Annotated in this window: 15 protein-coding genes; 8 read left to right on the top strand and 7 right to left on the bottom strand. The window is 64.1% G+C overall.

Going from position 1 to position 16,047, the window contains the following annotated elements:
* Positions 1–25 precede the first annotated feature (25 nt).
* The 5 genes from denD to JQ573_RS01225 form a co-directional block, all read right to left on the bottom strand.
* On the bottom strand, positions 26–1,012 hold the full coding sequence (denD, locus tag JQ573_RS01245; protein WP_212315053.1) for a D-erythronate dehydrogenase: 987 nt from the start codon (positions 1,010–1,012) through the stop codon (positions 26–28).
* 52 nt (positions 1,013–1,064) lie between these two features.
* Positions 1,065–1,988: a carbohydrate ABC transporter permease gene (locus JQ573_RS01240; protein ID WP_092113049.1), complete on the bottom strand. Its 924-nt coding sequence runs from the start codon at positions 1,986–1,988 to the stop codon at positions 1,065–1,067.
* Positions 1,981–2,940 (bottom strand): carbohydrate ABC transporter permease, encoded by a 960-nt coding sequence (locus tag JQ573_RS01235; RefSeq protein ID WP_212315055.1) that lies wholly within the window; start codon positions 2,938–2,940, stop codon positions 1,981–1,983. The genes JQ573_RS01240 and JQ573_RS01235 overlap by 8 nt, the downstream gene beginning before the upstream one ends.
* 109 nt (positions 2,941–3,049) lie before the next feature.
* On the bottom strand, positions 3,050–4,369 hold the full coding sequence (locus JQ573_RS01230; protein ID WP_212315057.1) for an ABC transporter substrate-binding protein: 1,320 nt from the start codon (positions 4,367–4,369) through the stop codon (positions 3,050–3,052).
* Positions 4,370–4,447: 78 nt separating this feature from the next.
* Positions 4,448–5,515 carry an ABC transporter ATP-binding protein gene (locus JQ573_RS01225; protein WP_092113040.1) on the bottom strand — a complete coding sequence of 356 codons (1,068 nt, stop codon included), beginning with the start codon at positions 5,513–5,515 and terminating at the stop codon, positions 4,448–4,450.
* 206 nt (positions 5,516–5,721) lie between these two features.
* Here JQ573_RS01225 and JQ573_RS01220 point away from each other — a divergent pair, with 206 nt between their 5' ends.
* The 4 genes from JQ573_RS01220 to JQ573_RS01205 all read left to right on the top strand — a co-directional run bounded on the left by JQ573_RS01220 (position 5,722) and on the right by JQ573_RS01205 (position 10,436).
* Positions 5,722–6,750 (top strand): LacI family DNA-binding transcriptional regulator, encoded by a 1,029-nt coding sequence (locus JQ573_RS01220; RefSeq protein WP_212315058.1) that lies wholly within the window; start codon positions 5,722–5,724, stop codon positions 6,748–6,750.
* Positions 6,751–6,963: 213 nt separating this feature from the next.
* The gene (locus JQ573_RS01215; protein WP_212315059.1) at positions 6,964–8,802 is read left to right on the top strand and encodes an IlvD/Edd family dehydratase; all 1,839 of its coding nucleotides are present in this window, start codon (positions 6,964–6,966) and stop codon (positions 8,800–8,802) included.
* 129 nt (positions 8,803–8,931) lie between these two features.
* Positions 8,932–9,663: an SDR family oxidoreductase gene (locus JQ573_RS01210; protein ID WP_212315060.1), complete on the top strand. Its 732-nt coding sequence runs from the start codon at positions 8,932–8,934 to the stop codon at positions 9,661–9,663.
* 26 nt (positions 9,664–9,689) lie between these two features.
* Positions 9,690–10,436: an SDR family NAD(P)-dependent oxidoreductase gene (locus JQ573_RS01205; protein ID WP_212315062.1), complete on the top strand. Its 747-nt coding sequence runs from the start codon at positions 9,690–9,692 to the stop codon at positions 10,434–10,436.
* A 59-nt stretch (positions 10,437–10,495) separates the two neighbouring features.
* Here the strand turns inward: JQ573_RS01205 and JQ573_RS01200 are convergent, their stop codons facing one another.
* Positions 10,496–11,401, bottom strand: coding sequence for a LysR substrate-binding domain-containing protein (locus JQ573_RS01200; RefSeq protein WP_212315064.1), 906 nt, complete (start codon positions 11,399–11,401; stop codon positions 10,496–10,498).
* 94 nt (positions 11,402–11,495) lie between these two features.
* Here JQ573_RS01200 and JQ573_RS01195 point away from each other — a divergent pair, with 94 nt between their 5' ends.
* The 4 genes from JQ573_RS01195 (at position 11,496) to JQ573_RS01180 (ending at position 15,106) form a co-directional block, all read left to right on the top strand.
* Positions 11,496–12,398, top strand: coding sequence for a DMT family transporter (locus JQ573_RS01195; protein WP_212315065.1), 903 nt, complete (start codon positions 11,496–11,498; stop codon positions 12,396–12,398).
* 84 nt (positions 12,399–12,482) lie between these two features.
* Positions 12,483–13,163, top strand: coding sequence for a site-2 protease family protein (locus JQ573_RS01190; protein ID WP_212315066.1), 681 nt, complete (start codon positions 12,483–12,485; stop codon positions 13,161–13,163).
* A 102-nt stretch (positions 13,164–13,265) separates the two neighbouring features.
* Positions 13,266–13,673, top strand: coding sequence for a hypothetical protein (locus JQ573_RS01185; protein WP_212315480.1), 408 nt, complete (start codon positions 13,266–13,268; stop codon positions 13,671–13,673).
* A 197-nt stretch (positions 13,674–13,870) separates the two neighbouring features.
* On the top strand, positions 13,871–15,106 hold the full coding sequence (locus JQ573_RS01180) for an ABC transporter substrate-binding protein (RefSeq protein ID WP_212315068.1): 1,236 nt from the start codon (positions 13,871–13,873) through the stop codon (positions 15,104–15,106).
* A gap of 135 nt (positions 15,107–15,241) precedes the next feature.
* Here JQ573_RS01180 and JQ573_RS01175 read toward each other — a convergent pair whose 3' ends face one another.
* Positions 15,242–16,036: an energy transducer TonB gene (locus JQ573_RS01175; RefSeq protein ID WP_212315070.1), complete on the bottom strand. Its 795-nt coding sequence runs from the start codon at positions 16,034–16,036 to the stop codon at positions 15,242–15,244.
* Positions 16,037–16,047: the final 11 nt, after the last annotated feature.

Here is a 16,047-nt window from a genome sequence, read left to right as displayed (position 1 = left end):
CCAAGACCCGCGTGCCTGAGCGGAGCTAGGCGGCGAACTTGCCGCCCAGCTCGTCCTCGATGTGGATGCGGATGATGTCGTCGAATGTCTTTTCGGCCGTCGTGAAGCCGAGTTTCAGCGCGCGGTCGGTGACGAAATCGCGCGGCCAGCCCGAGACGATGCCGATGATGGTCGGATCTGGCACCCGCTTGATCCGCGCGGTGACGTTCTTGCCGGCAACGCGCTCCAGCGACGCGATCTGCTCGCCGACGCTGACGGACATCCCGGGCATGCTGAGATTGCGCCGCGGCCCGATCGCGTTGAGATCCATCGTGCCGGCATGGACCAGGAAGCCGACCGCCGATTTCGGCGAGGCGTGCCAGTGCCGCACGTCCTCGGACACCGGCAGCACCGCCTCCTCGCCCGCCAGCGGCTCGCGGATGATGTTGGAGAAGAAACCGGACGCCGCCTTGTTCGGCTTGCCCGGCCGCACGCAGATCGTCGGCAGGCGGATCGAGATCCCGTCGAGCAGGCCCTTGCGGGTGTAATCGTTGATCAGCAGCTCGCAGATCGACTTCTGCGTGCCGTAGCTCGTCAGCGGCGTATGGAAGAACTCGTCGCCGATCTTCTCGGGGAACGGCGCGCCGAACACCGCGATCGAGGAGGTGAACACCAGCCGCGGCTTGTAGCCGCCACCCACGGCGCGGATCGCGTCGATCAGGTAGCGGGTGCCGTCGAGATTGATCCGGTAGCCCTTGTCGAACTCGGCCTCCGCCTCGCCCGAGACGATTGCGGCGAGATGGAAGATCACGTCCGGGCGCTCGGCGATCAGGAGCGCCGCGGCGCCGGCATCGGCGAAATCGGATGCGACGACATTGACCGGGATCGAGGCGTTGGCGGGCTTGGCCGGCGCGACCACGTCCTGCAAGGTCATCCTGCTGATGTCCTGCTTGCCGAGACGGCCCTCGCGCAGCAAACGCTCGGTCAGCTTGCGGCCGACCATGCCGGCGGCGCCCAGAATCAGAATGTGCACGACCCTGCTCCTTTTCTTCTCTTGTTCGAATTCAGCTGCGGGCCTTGCGCGCTTATTCCTTCACGGCACCCGTCATCGCCGAGACATAATGCTCAACGAAGAAGGCGTAAAGAATAACCAGCGGCAGCGAGCCGCATAGCGCCCCTGCCATCAGGGAACCCCAGCGATAGATGTCACCGTCAACGAATTCGTTGACGATGGCGACCGGCACGGTCTTGTTCGGGGTCGATTGCAGGAACGTCAGCGCGTAGATGAACTCGTTCCAGCACAGCGTGAAGCAGAAGATGAAGGCCGAGATCAGGCCGGGAATGGCAAGCGGCAGCACGATCTTGATCAGGATCTGCCAGCGACTGGCGCCGTCGATCAGCGCGCACTCCTCGAGCTCGAACGGGATGGTCTTGAAATAGCCCATCAGAAGCCAGGTCGAGAACGGGATCAGGATCGTCGGATAGGTCAGGATCAGCGCCATCGGCGAGTCGAACAGGCCGTACTGGAACACGACGGTGGCGAGCGGAATGAACAGGATCGACGGCGGCACCAGATAGGCCAGGAAGATCAGGCCGCCGACGACGTTGGCGCCCTTGTAGCGCAGCCGCACGATCGCGTAGGCCGCGAGCACGCTCGCGATGATCGACAGCACGGTGGCACCGATCGCCACATACATCGTGTTCCAGAGCCAGTGCGGGTAGTAGCTCTCGAACAGCAGCTTGTGGATGTGCTTGAAGGTCGGATTCCAGGTCCAGAATGGATTGTACTTGTCGAGGTCGAGCAGCTGGTCGTCCGGCTTGATCGCGGTCAGCCCCATCCAATAGAACGGGAACAGCAGGATGATGACGATGATCGACAGCGGAATGTAGAGCGTCACGATCCGCCGCGGCACCGACTGCAAATAGCTCATGCCCTCGCTGTTGTCGACGCGCGCCGGCGTCGACAGGATGGACTTGAGATCGACCTTGGGCGCAGGAAGGTCAGTCATTGCTTTCTCCCTGCTGCCACTTCCTGCGCTGCAAGCCGAACCAGGACACCATGATCGCGGCGAGCAGGAACGGGATCATGGCGCTCGAGATCGCAGCCCCCTCGCCCAATTGTCCGGCGATGATCGCGCGCTGGTAGGACAGCGTCGCCATCAGATGGGTGGCGTTGACCGGGCCGCCGCGGGTCATCGCCCAGATCAGCTGGAAATCGGTGAAGGTGAACAGCACCGAGAACGTCATCACGACCGCGATGATCGGCGTCAGCAAGGGATAGGTGATGAAGCGGAACATCTGCCAGCGCGAGGCGCCGTCGAGCGTCGCCGCCTCGTAGAGCGAAGGCTGCACGGTCTGCAGGCCTGCCAGCAGCGTGATCGCGACGAACGGCACGCCACGCCAGATATTGGCGAAGATCACGCAGATGCGGGCCCAGGTGGTGTCGCCGAGGAAATTGATGTTCTGGGTGATCAGGCCAAGATGCTTCAGCGACCAGGAGATGATCGAGAACTGCGAATCGAAGATCCACCAGAACGCCAACGCCGACAGCACGGTCGGCACGATGAAGGGGATCAGCACCGCGGCGCGCAGCAGCGCCTTGAACGGCATGCGCTCGTTGAGCAGCAGCGCGAGATAGAGCCCGACCGCGAATTTCACCGCGCTCGCGACGGAGGTGTAGAGCAGCGTGTTGAACACCGACAGCCAGAAGATGGAATCGTCCCACAGCCACTCATAGTTCTCGGTGCCGATGAAATGACCGACGCGGCCGATGCGGGTGTCGGTGAAGGACAGCCAGATCCCGAGGCCCAGCGGATAGGCCAGGAAGAAGATCAGGAACGCCATCGCCGGCACCATGAACCAGAAGCCGAGCCAGTTCTTGTTGTGGCGCAGCTGATCCCAGGCGGTCGCTTCGCGGATTTCAGTCTTCGCACGTCGCGGCGCAAGGGCGATGTCAGCCATAGGCGATGTCCCGATTGCTCAAAGGATTGAGCATGACTACGCAATATTCCAGTGATGGCATTCCAATGACGGCGCGAGCGGCGGTTCTCCGCCGCCCGCGGCCATCACATCAGCGATAGATCCGCTTCAGCTGCCGTTCGGCTTCCGCCATCGCGGTCTTGCCGTCCTTGGCGCCGGTGCAGTAGTTCGCGAACATGTCGACCACGATGAAGTCGGCGATCGCGGTCGCCGCCTTCTCGCCGGGCGTGCCGATGCCGGAGGCCGGCAGCGCGCGCTTCGAGGCCTGGCCGAACACCGCATTCTTCGGGTCGGCGGTCCAGACCGGCGCGGTGTCGTAGGCGTTGAGCGTGTGTGTAAGATACCCCCGCGCGCCCGACAGCCACTTCTCGAAATTCTCCTTCTCCAGCATGAAGGCGATGAACGCCTTCGCCGCATTCGGATATTTGCAGAAGTTGAAGGCGAGGATCGGCACCGCGAGCTGCAGCTCGGTCGGCTTGCCGATCGGGCCGACCGGCCACAGCGCATGGTCGATGTCTTCGGCGAGCTCCTTCTTGCTCGGGTCGTCCTTGGCGGCGACGTAGATCGAGATGCCGTTCGAGGTCAGGTACAGTTCGCCGGACAGGAACGCCTTGTTGTTGGAGGAGTCGTTCCAGGATGCGACACCGGGAATGAAGGTATCCGACAGCGCCTTGGCGTACTCCAGCGCCTTCATCGTCTCCGGCGAGTTGATGATGACCTTGTCGTCCTTGTCGACGGTCCAGCCGTTGAAGCCCCAGAGGATGTTGTGGACCCAGGCATTGGCGTCGCCGGTGGCATGGCCGAGCGCGAAGCCGGCCGGCGTGTTATTCGCCTTCAGTGCCTTGCAGAGTTCGAGATAGGCCGGGAAGTCGGACGGCACCTGCTTGAAGCCGGCCTTCTCGACCGCCGACTTGCGATAGGTCAGATAGCCGCCGATGGTCGCGACGGGAATGCCGAGCCAGTCATCGCCCTGCTTGCAGGTCTTGGCTGCGGCCTCGGTCCAGCCGCCGTACTTCTTGCCGAGATAATCGGCAACGTCGTTCATCTTGAGAACCTTGGTCGGGAACAGCTGCGGCAGCGTGTGCAGGCCCCAGGCGAGGTCGAGACCCGAGCCGGTGTTGGCGGCGACCGAGGCCTTCGGCTGCACGTCCTCGAAGGACTCGCTGAACACGTTCATCTCGGTGCCGGTTGCCGCCTTGAAGGCCGCCACCATGGCATTGAAGGCATCGTCTTCCGCGGGCACGAAGCGCTTCCAGCGCATCACGGTGAGCTTGGCGCCGGGCTCCACCTTCCAGGGCGCGCTCTGCGCCCAGGCCTTGGCGAAGTCAAACAACGCCGGCCCGGTCAGCATCCCGGTTGCGGCCAGCGCGGTGCCGCCCTGAAGTAGCGAGCGGCGAGTAAAATCGTGCATCGTCCTTCCTCCCAAATGACTGTGTTTTTCTTGTTTTTGATCTGGCCTGTTGGTCGGCCATTCGGATCGATCAATCGGTCAGCTATTCAGTCGTTTCCCCGTCGAATCGTCGAACAGATGGACCAGCGCCGGATCCGGCTTGAGCCGAACCTTGTCGCCCGGGTTAAACTGATGGCGTTCGCGGAACACGGCGACGACCTGCTCGCCACCGAGCTTGGCAAACACCTGGGTCTCCGAGCCGGTCGGCTCGACCACCACGATCTCGGCTTCGGCGCCGTCATCGGCGATAGTGAAATGCTCGGGCCGCACGCCGTAGACCGCGGGCTTGCCGTCGGAATTGGCCGGCGCCGATTTCAGCGGCAGCTTGACGCCGTTCGGTCCCTCGAAATAGGCGGCACCGTTCACCTTGACCTTGCCCTTGAGGAAATTCATCGCGGGCGAGCCGATGAAACCGGCCACGAACTGGTTCTCCGGCTTGTCGTAGAGCTCGAGCGGCGAGCCCATCTGCTCGACGATGCCGTCATGCATCACCACGATCTTGTCGGCCATGGTCATGGCCTCGATCTGGTCGTGGGTGACGTAGACGGTCGTGGTCTTCAGCCGCTGATGCAATTCCTTGATCTCGGTGCGCATGGCAACGCGCAGCTTGGCGTCGAGGTTCGACAGCGGCTCGTCGAACAGGAACACCTGCGGATCGCGCACGATGGCGCGGCCCATCGCGACACGCTGGCGCTGGCCGCCGGAGAGCTGGCGCGGATAGCGCTCGAGCAGCGGCGTCAGCGCGAGGATTTCCGCCGCGCGCTTGACCCCGCTCGAGATCTCCTCGGGCTTGGCGCCGCGCAGCTTCAGCGAGAAGCCCATATTGTCGGCGACCGTCATGTGCGGGTAGAGCGCGTAGTTCTGGAACACCATCGCAATGTCGCGCTCTTTGGGCTGGACATTGTTGACGACGCGGTCGCCGATCGAGATCGTTCCAGAGGTGATGTTCTCAAGTCCGGCCAGCATGCGCAGCAGGGTCGACTTGCCGCAGCCGGAAGGGCCAACCAGGACGACGAACTCGCCGTCCTCGATCGGGATCGACACGCCGTGCAGGACTTCAAAATTGCCGAACGACTTCCGCACGTCGCGAATCTGGACCGACGACATCCACTTCCCTCCCTCAAGTTCCCGACGGCGTACGACGAGTGCCGCCACCGCTCTGTTTTGTTCCGGCCACGCTGGGTGCGCGGCTCTGTTGGACTTGCGTTATTGTCCGCAGTTTATCCGGTTTTGGCAATCGTTCGATTAGCAATCGCTTGGTAGCGCTGTCAATATCGGTTTGTCTGCGACGAACGTCGTGATATGAGCGGCAAATGGCCCGAAAGCACATCACGCCAGGCAAGATCCGGCTCGCCGAAGTCGCGAAGCTTGCCGGCGTCAGTCCGATTACGGCCTCGCGTTTCTTCAGGAATCCGGATGCACTCTCGGCCGGCAAGCGCGCCCGGGTCGAAAGTGCGGCAAAAGAACTCGGTTACGTGCCCAATCTCGCGGCACGCGCGCTTGCGTCGCAGCGCACCGAGGTGATCGGTGTCCTGATCCCGTCGCTGACCAACAACGTGTTCGCCGACGTGCTGCGCGGCATCTATGACGCGCTCGACGGCAGCCGCTACAGCATTCAGCTCGCCAACACCCGCTACAGCATCCTGCAGGAAGAGCGCCTGCTGCGTCTTTTTCTGGCACAGAAGCCGGCCGGGCTGATCATTACCGGCATCAACCAGACCGCCGATTCCCGCCGCATCATGGAAACGGTCGATTGCCCGATCGTGCAAATCATGGAAGTCGGGCCCTCCCCGATCGACATGATGATCGGATTCTCGCATTTTGACGCGGCAAAAGCCGCAATCGCCCACCTGCTCGCGCAGGGCAACCGGCGGATCGGCTTCCTCGGCGCGCGAATGGATCCGCGGGTGCAGCGGCGGCTTGACGGCTATCGCGCCGCGATGACCGAGGCCGGGCTGTTCGATCCGCAGCTCATTGTCACGACGGCGATTCCAACCTCGGTGACATTGGGTGGGACGCTGTTTGCCGACCTGCTCGCCAAGACGCCCGACATCGACGCGGTGTTCTGCGTCAATGACGACCTGGCGCTCGGCGCGCTGTTCGAATGCAAGCGCCGTCACATGGCGGTGCCGGAGCAGATGGCGATCGTCGGCTTCAACGACCTCGAATTCATGGCATCGAGCGAGCCGACGCTGAGCAGCGTGCGCACCAATCGCTACGAAATGGGCAGAAACGCTGCCATGATGGTGATCGAGACGCTCGAAGGACGCCGGCCCGGCGAGCCCATCGTCGATCTCGGCTTCAGTGTCATGGAACGGCAGAGCTCGGCACGGCGCAGCTGACATCCACCCGACACCAGCCCGTCACAAGGGACGCAAAAGATGACAAAATGATAGCGCAACCAAGCGCCTTGAACTAAGGTCCAATCCATCCAGTGAAACACCTGTGCGTGATCGTCGAGGTTTGTAATGCGCGACGATTTGCGCAAGGTAGAACAACGTTGAACCAGAGCCCTTGAATGGGCCCATCAAGAGTTTGCATTGCGGGAGAAACCAATGACAAAACCCCACACCAACGGGCATAGCGCCGCAGGCGAGACCAAGACGGGCAAGGGCCGCCGGCTCCGCTCCCAGGAATGGTTCGACAACCCGCACAATCCGGGCATGACCGCGCTCTATCTTGAGCGCTACCTGAACTACGGGCTGACCCGCGAGGAATTGCAGTCGGGCAAGCCGATCATCGGCATCGCCCAGACCGGCAACGACCTGTCGCCCTGCAACCGCCATCACCTCGAGCTTGCGCACCGCGTCCGCGAGGGCATCCGCGCCGCCGGCGGCATCGCCATGGAGTTTCCGACCCATCCGATCCAGGAGACCGGCAAGCGTCCGACCGCGGCGCTCGACCGCAACCTCGCCTATCTCGGCCTGGTCGAGATTCTGTTCGGCTATCCGCTCGATGGCGTGGTGCTGACCACCGGCTGCGACAAGACCACCCCGGCCTGCATGATGGCGGCCGCGACCGTCAACCTGCCGGCGATCGTGCTGTCGGGCGGCCCGATGCTGAACGGCTGGCACGAAGGCCAGCGCACCGGCTCCGGCACGGTGGTGTGGAAGGCGCGCGAGCGCCTCGCCGCGGGCGAGATCGACTATGAGCAGTTCATCGAGATCGTGGCCTCTTCGGCGCCGTCGGTCGGCCATTGCAACACCATGGGCACCGCCTCGACGATGAACTCGCTCGCCGAGGCGCTCGGCTTCTCGCTGCCGGGCTGCGCGGCAATCCCGGCGCCCTATCGCGAGCGCGGCCAGATCGCCTACGAGACCGGCAAGCGCATCGTCGACATGGTCTGGGACGACCTGAAGCCGTCGGACTTCCTGACCCGCGAGGCGTTCGAGAACTGCATCGTGGTCAATTCCGCGATCGGCGGCTCGACCAATGCGCCGATCCACATCAATGCGCTGGCGCGCCATGTCGGTGTCGAGCTGTCGATCGACGACTGGCAGAAATACGGCCATGACGTGCCGCTGCTGGTGAACATGCAGCCGGCCGGCTTCTATCTCGGCGAGGAATATCACCGCGCCGGCGGCGTGCCGTCGGTGGTGCGCGAGCTGATCAAGCACAAGCGCATCCATGAAGGCGCCCTCACCGTCAACGGCCGCACCATGGGCGAGAATTGCAAGGAAGCGCCGGCGCCCGACGGTGACGTGATCTGGGGCTACGACAAGCCGCTGGTGAAGGACGCCGGCTTCCTGGTCTTGCGCGGCAATCTCTTTGATTCCGCGATCATGAAGACCAGCGTGATCTCGAAGGAATTCCGCGACCGCTATCTGTCCAACCCGAGGGACCTCAACGCCTTCGAGGGCCGTGCCATCGTGTTCGAGGGCCCGGAGGACTATCACGCGCGAATCGAGGATCCCGCGCTCGACATCGACGAGCACTGCGTCCTGTTCGTTCGCGGCACCGGCCCGATCGGCTATCCCGGCGGCGCCGAGGTCGTGAACATGCAGCCGCCGGCGGCGCTGATCAAACGCGGCATCCTGTCCCTGCCCTGCATCGGCGATGGCCGGCAGTCCGGCACCTCGGGTTCGCCGTCGATCCTGAACGCCTCGCCGGAAGCGGCGGCCGACGGCGGGCTCGCGATCCTCAAGACCGGCGACAAGGTGCGCATCGACCTCAACAAGGGCAGCGCCAACATCATGATCTCGGAGGATGAACTGCGCACCCGCCGCGCAGAGCTGAAGGCCAAGGGCGGCTTCCCGCACCCGGCCAACCAGACGCCGTGGCAGGAGCTCTACCGCCAGACCGTCGGCCAGCACGCGACCGGCGCCTGCCTCGAGCTCGCGACGCGCTACCACGACATCGCCGGCAAGGTCGGCGTGGCGCGGGACAATCACTAGCTCCGCATCGTCATTGCGAGCGCAGCGAAGCAATCCATTTCCCCACAGCGGAAGTATGGATTGCTTCGTCGCTTCGCTCCTCGCAATGACGGCGGCAGCAAATTCAATTAGAACTTCGAGGAGACTTCCATGTCAGACAGACTGAAGGGAAAGCGCGCCGTCGTCACCGCCGCGGCGGCGGGCATCGGGCGCGCATGCGCGATCGCATTCGCGCGTGAAGGCGCGACCGTAGTCGCCACCGACATCAATGAGAGCGGCATCGCCAGCCTCGGCAAGGACGGCGTCGCCGAGACCGCGCGGCTCGACGTGCGCAACACCGCCGAGGTCAACAGCTTCGCCAAGCGCGTCGGCAAGATCGACATCCTGCTCAATGCGGCGGGCTTCGTGCATCACGGCACCATTCTGGAGTGCTCGGACGAGGACTTCGACTTCTCGTTCGACCTCAACGTCAAGTCGATGCACCGGACCATCAAGGCGTTTCTGCCGGCGATGCTGGAAGGCGGCGGCGGCAGCATCGTCAACATTTCGTCCTGCGCGGCATTGCGGCCGCCGGCCAACCGTTATGTCTACAGCGCGTCGAAGGCGGCAGTTTCGCTGCTGACGCGCGCGGTTGCGCTCGACTTCATCACCCAGGGCATCCGCTGCAACGCGATCTGCCCCGGCACCGTTGAGACGCCCTCGATGCTGGAGCGCGCAGCCGCTGCAGGACCGGACGGACGCGAGAAGTTCGTCGCGCGCCAGAAGATGGGCCGGCTCGGCACCGCCGAGGAGATCGCGGCGATGGCAGTCTATCTTGCAAGCGACGAAGCCGCATTCACCACCGGTGTCGACATGGTCGTCGACGGCGGCTTCATGCTCTGACGTTCACGCGATCAAAGGCATCTGGCATGAATAAGATCGATCTCAACGGCCGCTGCGCCGTCGTCACCGGCGGCGCGCAAGGGTTCGGCCGCGCCATCACCGAGCGCTTTGTCGCATCAGGCGCCAGGGTCGCGATCTGGGATTTCGACCAGCCGCTGGCAGAGAAAACCGCCAGGGCGATCGGCGAGAACGTGATCGCGATCAAGACCGACGTCACCGATCCCGCCGCGGTCGACGCCGCGCGCGATCAGACGCTGCGGGCGTTCGGCAAGATCGACATCCTCGTCAACAACGCCGGGATCACCGGAGCCAACAAGCCGGTATGGGAAACCGATCTCGACGACTGGCGCAGGGTGATACGGCTCAATCTCGAGGGGCCGTTCATCTGCTGCAAAGCGATCGTGCCGACCATGATCGGCCAGAAGTACGGCCGCATCGTCAACATCGCCTCGATCGCCGGCAAGGAAGGCAACCCGAACGCCGCGCATTATTCCTCGTCGAAGGCCGGCCTGATCGCGCTCACCAAATCGCTCGGCAAGGAGCTCGCGCAGCACGACATCCTGGTCAATGCGGTGACGCCGGCCGCGGCGAAGACCGCGATCTTCGACCAGATGACGCAAGCGCACATCGACTTCATGCTGTCGAAGATTCCAAAAGCCCGCTTCGTGCAGGTCGAGGAGCTTGCTTCGATGGTGGCCTGGCTGGCGTCGGAAGATTGCGCGTTCTCGACCGGCGCAGTGTTCGACATCTCCGGCGGACGGGCGACGTACTAGAGCGTTTTCGAGCGAAGTGGACGCCGGTTCGCGTGAAGAAAACGCGTCAAAATAAGAAGCTAAAGCTTCGGTTCTGATTCAATCAGAACCGAAGCTACCGCGCCCCGCTTGGCGGGTTGTCGCAGGGCTGCGACGAGATGATCTGCGAGCAGTGACGCCGCGCGCGCAAGATTCGGCGCGCGGTGCAATCGGATCTCCGCGCGCGGCAGCCGCGGCATGCCGTCGCGCGCGGTCAGGCGCCGCAGCGCCGGTGGAAAGGTGCCCGACTTGACCACGGTCACGGCAAGGCCCTGCGCCGCGATCGCCTCGACCGCGGACAGGCTGTGGCTTACAAAGGCGAGCCGCCACGGCCGGCTCGCTTCGTCGAGCGCCTGCATCGCCCAACTCCGGAACAGGCAGCCCTGCGGATAGAGCGCAACCGGCAGCGGATCGAGCCCCTCGACACGATGCGATGCGCTCGCGGCCCACACCGCCTGCTCGGTACGCAGCAATTCGCCCTCGCCGCGTCCTTCGGGGTGCATTGCGATCACGAGGTCATAGGCTTCGCCAAGCCGATCCGTCATCGACGATGTCAGCCCGGTCTCCATCTCGACATGGATCAGTGGATAATTGGCGATGAACTCCTTGAGTAGCGGCGGGACGATCAGCGTCCCGTAATCGTCCATCACGCCAAGGCGCACCCGCCCGTCGATGCCGTGCTCGCGCACCCGGCCGACCGCCTCAACGTTGAGACTCAGAATACGGCGGGCGTAGCCGAGCAGCCCCTCTCCAGCCGCGCTCAGATCGACACTGGACGTGCTGCGATGAAACAGCTCGGCCTGCAGCCGCTCCTCCAGCCGCTTCACCTGCATGCTGACGGCGGATTGGGTCCGGTTCAGCGCCGCGGCGGCGCGGGTGAAGGAGCGATGGTCCGCCACCGCGACAAAGGCTTGCAGAAGGTCCGGGTCCAGGACGGGCAAACTCATCATAATCCGTGATTTAGTCGATCAAGTTTATTCCATTTACTGATTATCGACCCTTCCCTAGATTGCGCAAGCAAAACAGAGGGGTCGAAGCGGGATGGGCGAGATCTGGGGGGTGTTGGCCGCGGTCGCGTCGAGCGGGCTCGGCGGAACCTCGATCGGGGCGACGCGGTTTCTGGTCGGTGCCATTGATCCACTGGCGATCGGCGCGTTCCGCTTCGGCATCGGCGTGTTGCTGCTGTTGCCGCTGGCGTTGCTGCAGCGTGGAAGCTGGCCGCCGCGGCGCGACTGGCCTGGTGTCACCGGCCTCGGCCTGCTGTTCTTTGCGGCGTTTCCGGTCCTGTTCAATGCATCGCTCATCTTCACGACGGCCGCCCGCGGTGCGCTCGCGCTCTCGACGCTGCCGCTACTGACCATGTTGGTCGGCGCGGCGCTCGGTGCCGAACCGCTCACGGCGCGAAAGACGATAGGCGTGCTGGTCACCATCCTGGGCGTCTCGATGGCGCTGCTCTCCGGCCTCGCCGCGGCCCCGCCAGGCGCCTGGCGCGGCGATCTGCTGATGGTCGCGGCCGCGCTGTGCATGGCGCTCTACAGCATCTGGTCGAAGCCCTATATCCGCCGCTCCGGCCCGATCCCCTTCACCACGCTGGCCATGGCGGCCGGGGCTGCGGTCCTGATAACAGGCTCTCTGCTGCGCGGCAGTTTCGCGCCGGTTGCGGAGTTCGGTGCGCCGCAATGGTTCGGCGCGACCTATCTCGGCGCCTTCGGCGCAGCACTCACCTTCTATCTCTGGGCCTTCGCGCTGGAGCGGACGACGCCGACCCGGGTGGCCATATCAGTCACCGTCAATCCGATCACCGCCTCGCTGGTCGGCGCAGCCTTACTCGGCGAGCCGCTGAGCTGGAATCTGATGGCCGGCATCGTCACGGTGTTCGTCGGGATCTGGATCGCGACGACCCAGCCGCAACGCGCCCGCGTGGTCGCGCCGGACACACACTGACCCGCGGCCACGCCCCCGCAAAGCCGTCAGCGAATCCGTGCTAGCCTGAGGGTCCGGTCCGAGTGAACCCGAGGCGGCACGCCATTGAACATTTCCCTCTACGACGTCTCCGTCTGGGTGCTGCCGCTGGTGATCGCCATCACGTTCCACGAGGCGGCGCACGGCTTCGTCGCGCACCGGCTCGGCGACGACACCGCCTGGAAGCTCGGCCGCGTCAGTTTCAACCCGCTGAAGCACATCGATCCGTTCGGCACGCTGATCCTGCCCGCGGTACTGCTGTTCGCGCATTCGCCGTTCCTGTTCGGCTACGCCAAGCCGGTGCCGGTGAACTTCCGCAAGCTCAACCATCCCAAGCTCGACATGGTGTGGGTGGCGCTCGCCGGCCCGGTCACCAACATCATCCTGGCGACCGCGGCGGCGCTGGCATTCCACGCGCTGCCATTGGTTCCCGCAGATGCGGCAAAATGGACCGCGGACAATCTGAAAAACGCCTTCCTGATCAACATCGTGCTCGCGATCTTCAACATGATGCCGATCCCGCCGCTGGACGGCGGCCGGGTCGCGGTCGGGCTGCTGCCGCGGCCGCTGGCGGTCCCGCTCGCCCGGCTGGAGCCCTACGGCATGCTGATCCTGATCGGGCTGTTGATCCTGCTGCCCGTAATCGGCCGGCAGATCGGCCTAAATCTTGATGTTATTTCAACGATACTGCGAACTCTGACCGGCTATGTAATCAACGCCCTTCTCCTCGTTACCGGAAACACATAGCCTTGATTTGCGGATGACCCGATCGCAACATCGGGACCCAATCTTCCTACTCACGCGCAGGGACGGGAACGCTTCGAGGCCATGGTGATCAAAGCTGCCGATATGCTGATTGCACGACGCGCCGACACCCGCGCGCGGGCCGACTTTGCGACCTGGAAGATGATGGCGAAGCTGAACGGCGCCTCCGCCCTGCCGCCCGAGGCGCAGAATTTCCTGGCCATCCACAAGAAGCTGCTGGACCAGATGAGCGACGGCGAGGCCAGCGAGGCGACGATCCAGGAGATGTATCGCACCTACTATGCGGAGATGGGCGGCGCCGGCAAAGCACCCGAGGTTCCGGCACGCTCGCGCGAACCGGCCGCCGACACCGGCAACGTCACCGCGTTCCGCCGCCTGCCCGCCAAGAAGACGGCCGCCGCTGCCCCGAACGCCAAGCGTCCGTTGCCGGTGGCGCTGATCTTCGCCTGCCTCGTCGTGGTCTACGTCGCGATCCGCTACTACTGGAAATAGCGCGGACCGCGCTGCAAGCCATCCCTCGCTTTCATCGTCGACGCGCGCACGCTGCGGCGTCCCGTCGCGCGTCAATGGCCACTCAATCGCCGCAGCGTGGAATATCGCGCGCGATCGATCGCGCCCGTGCCCTAGGCGATACGCCCGATGCCGGGCATAATGAGGAACTCAAAAACAAAAATCATACTGGAGGAAAGATGAAGCGTTCCGTTGCAGCCTCGGTCAAGACAGCCTTGGTGATGACCGCGAGCCTCGTGTTCGCCGGCAGCGCGTCGGCGCAGACGATGGACAAGGTCGCCAAGGTCGGCGCCCTCGGCGATCAGTCCGGTCTCTATCAGGACATCGGCGGTCCCGGCTCGACGGTGGCGGCGCAGATGGCGATCGAGGATTCCGGGCTGCTGGCGAAGGGCTGGAAGATCGACCTGATCTCGGCCGATCACCAGAACAAGCCCGACGTCGCGGTCAACACCGGCAAGCAGTGGATCGATGTCGAGAAGGTCGACGTGTTCGTCGATCTCGCCGCCTCCAATGTCGGGCTCGCGATCGCCAACCTCGCCAAGGAGAAGAACGTCGTCAACCTCAACTCGGGCTCTGCCTCGTCCGACCTCACCGGCGCGCAGTGCTCACCGAACACGGTGCACTGGGTCTACGACACCTACATGCTCGCCAACGGCACCGGCAAGGCGCTGGTGAAATCCGGCGGCGACAGCTGGTTCTTCCTCACCGCGGACTATGCGTTCGGCCAGGCACTCGAGCGAGACACCTCAGCGGTCGTCACTGCGAATGGCGGCAAGGTGCTTGGCAGCGTCAAGCACCCGCTCAACAACGCAGACTTCTCGTCCTTCCTGCTGCAGGCGCAGAGCTCGAAGGCCAAGATCGTCGGTCTTGCCAATGCCGGCGGCGACACCACCAACGCAATCAAGCAGGCCGCCGAATTCGGCATCGTCTCGGGCGGTCAGAGGCTTGCCGGCATGCTGCTGTTCATCACCGACATCAACGCGCTCGGCCTCAACGTCGCGCAGGGCCTGAACTTCACCGAGACATTCTACTGGGACATGAACGACCAGACCCGCGCCTTCACCAAACGGTTCATGGAGCGCTTCAAGAAGAACCCACCGACCATGGTGCAGGCCGGCGTCTATTCCTCGCTGATCCACTATTTCAAGGCGCTGGAGGCGCTCGGCGGCAATCCACATGACGGCCGCGCCGTCGTGGCCAAGATGAAGGAGCTGCCGACCGACGATCCGCTGTTCGGCAAGGGGTCGATCCGGATCGACGGCCGCAAGATCCACCCCGCCTATCTGTTCGAGGTGAAGAAGCCGTCGGAATCGAAGTATCCGTGGGACTATTACAAGCTGGTGGCGACCATCCCCGCGGATGAAGCCTTCCTGCCGCTCGAGAAGAGCGTCTGCCCGCTGGTGAAGAAGAGCTGAGACGCCGTCATTCCGGGCCTCGCGACACGAGCGCCCGGAATCGGCGGGCAGCACATTCGACAGCGAAATGGATTCCGGGCTCGCGACTTCGTCGCGCCCCGGAATGACGCCGGCTCCTGATCGAGCCGCGGCTCGCTACGACTTCGGCTTGTTGAATGTGACGGGAAGAGTGAAGGAGAACTGGTCCTCGGTCAGTCCGGCCGGCGGCGCGGGCACCGGATCGGAACGGTGGACCATCGAGATCGCGGCGTCGTCGAACGCGGCGTCTCCCGACGTTTCCATCACGGCAACGGACAAGACCTTGCCGAGACGATTGAGCACCAGGGCAAGCTTCACCTTGCCCTCCTTGGCTTTGCCGTTCTCCGGGAATTTCTTGTGCAGGTCGAGATAGGCGCTGATCTTCTTGCCCCATTTGGCCGTCAGCGCGAGCTTGTCCTTGCCGATCCCGGGGTTGGGCGCCTTCGTCGTCTCCGACTGACGCGCGTCCTCCAGCTTGGTTGGCGCGGCCGCTTCTGAAGCCTGCTGCGCTTCCTGGGCGTTGGTCTCGACCTTGGCGACCTTGGCCTCGTCCTCCTTCTGCTTCTTGGCGGTGTCCTCCGTCACGATGCGATCGGGGTCGTCGGCCTCCATCGGCTTGGCCTGAGGCAGGTCGGTGTCCTTCACCTCTGCCTTCTGCCGCGCCATCTCCTGCACGGCCTGCTGTTCGTCAGCCGGCGCGCCGGGCGGTGCTGCATCATCGGGCACGTCAGGAGAGGCGAGTTCGACAGCGTATTCCGCACCGGCAGCACCGAGCCCCTCGCCACCGTCGTCGCCGCGCAAATTCGCCAGCGCCAGCGCCGCGCCGCCCAGATGCAGCCCGACCGCCGTCACCGCGGCGATCACCCAGAGCCGCTTCGACGTCCGCAGGTCAAGATCGGGGTTGGTGGACATCGCTGTTCGCC

The organism is Bradyrhizobium sp. AUGA SZCCT0105, assembly GCF_018129565.1.
In the GTDB taxonomy this organism is placed as follows: Bacteria; Pseudomonadota; Alphaproteobacteria; order Rhizobiales; family Xanthobacteraceae; genus Bradyrhizobium.
The sequence above is the reverse complement of the archived record's forward strand: the minus strand, read 5'-3'. Positions and strand labels throughout refer to the sequence as shown.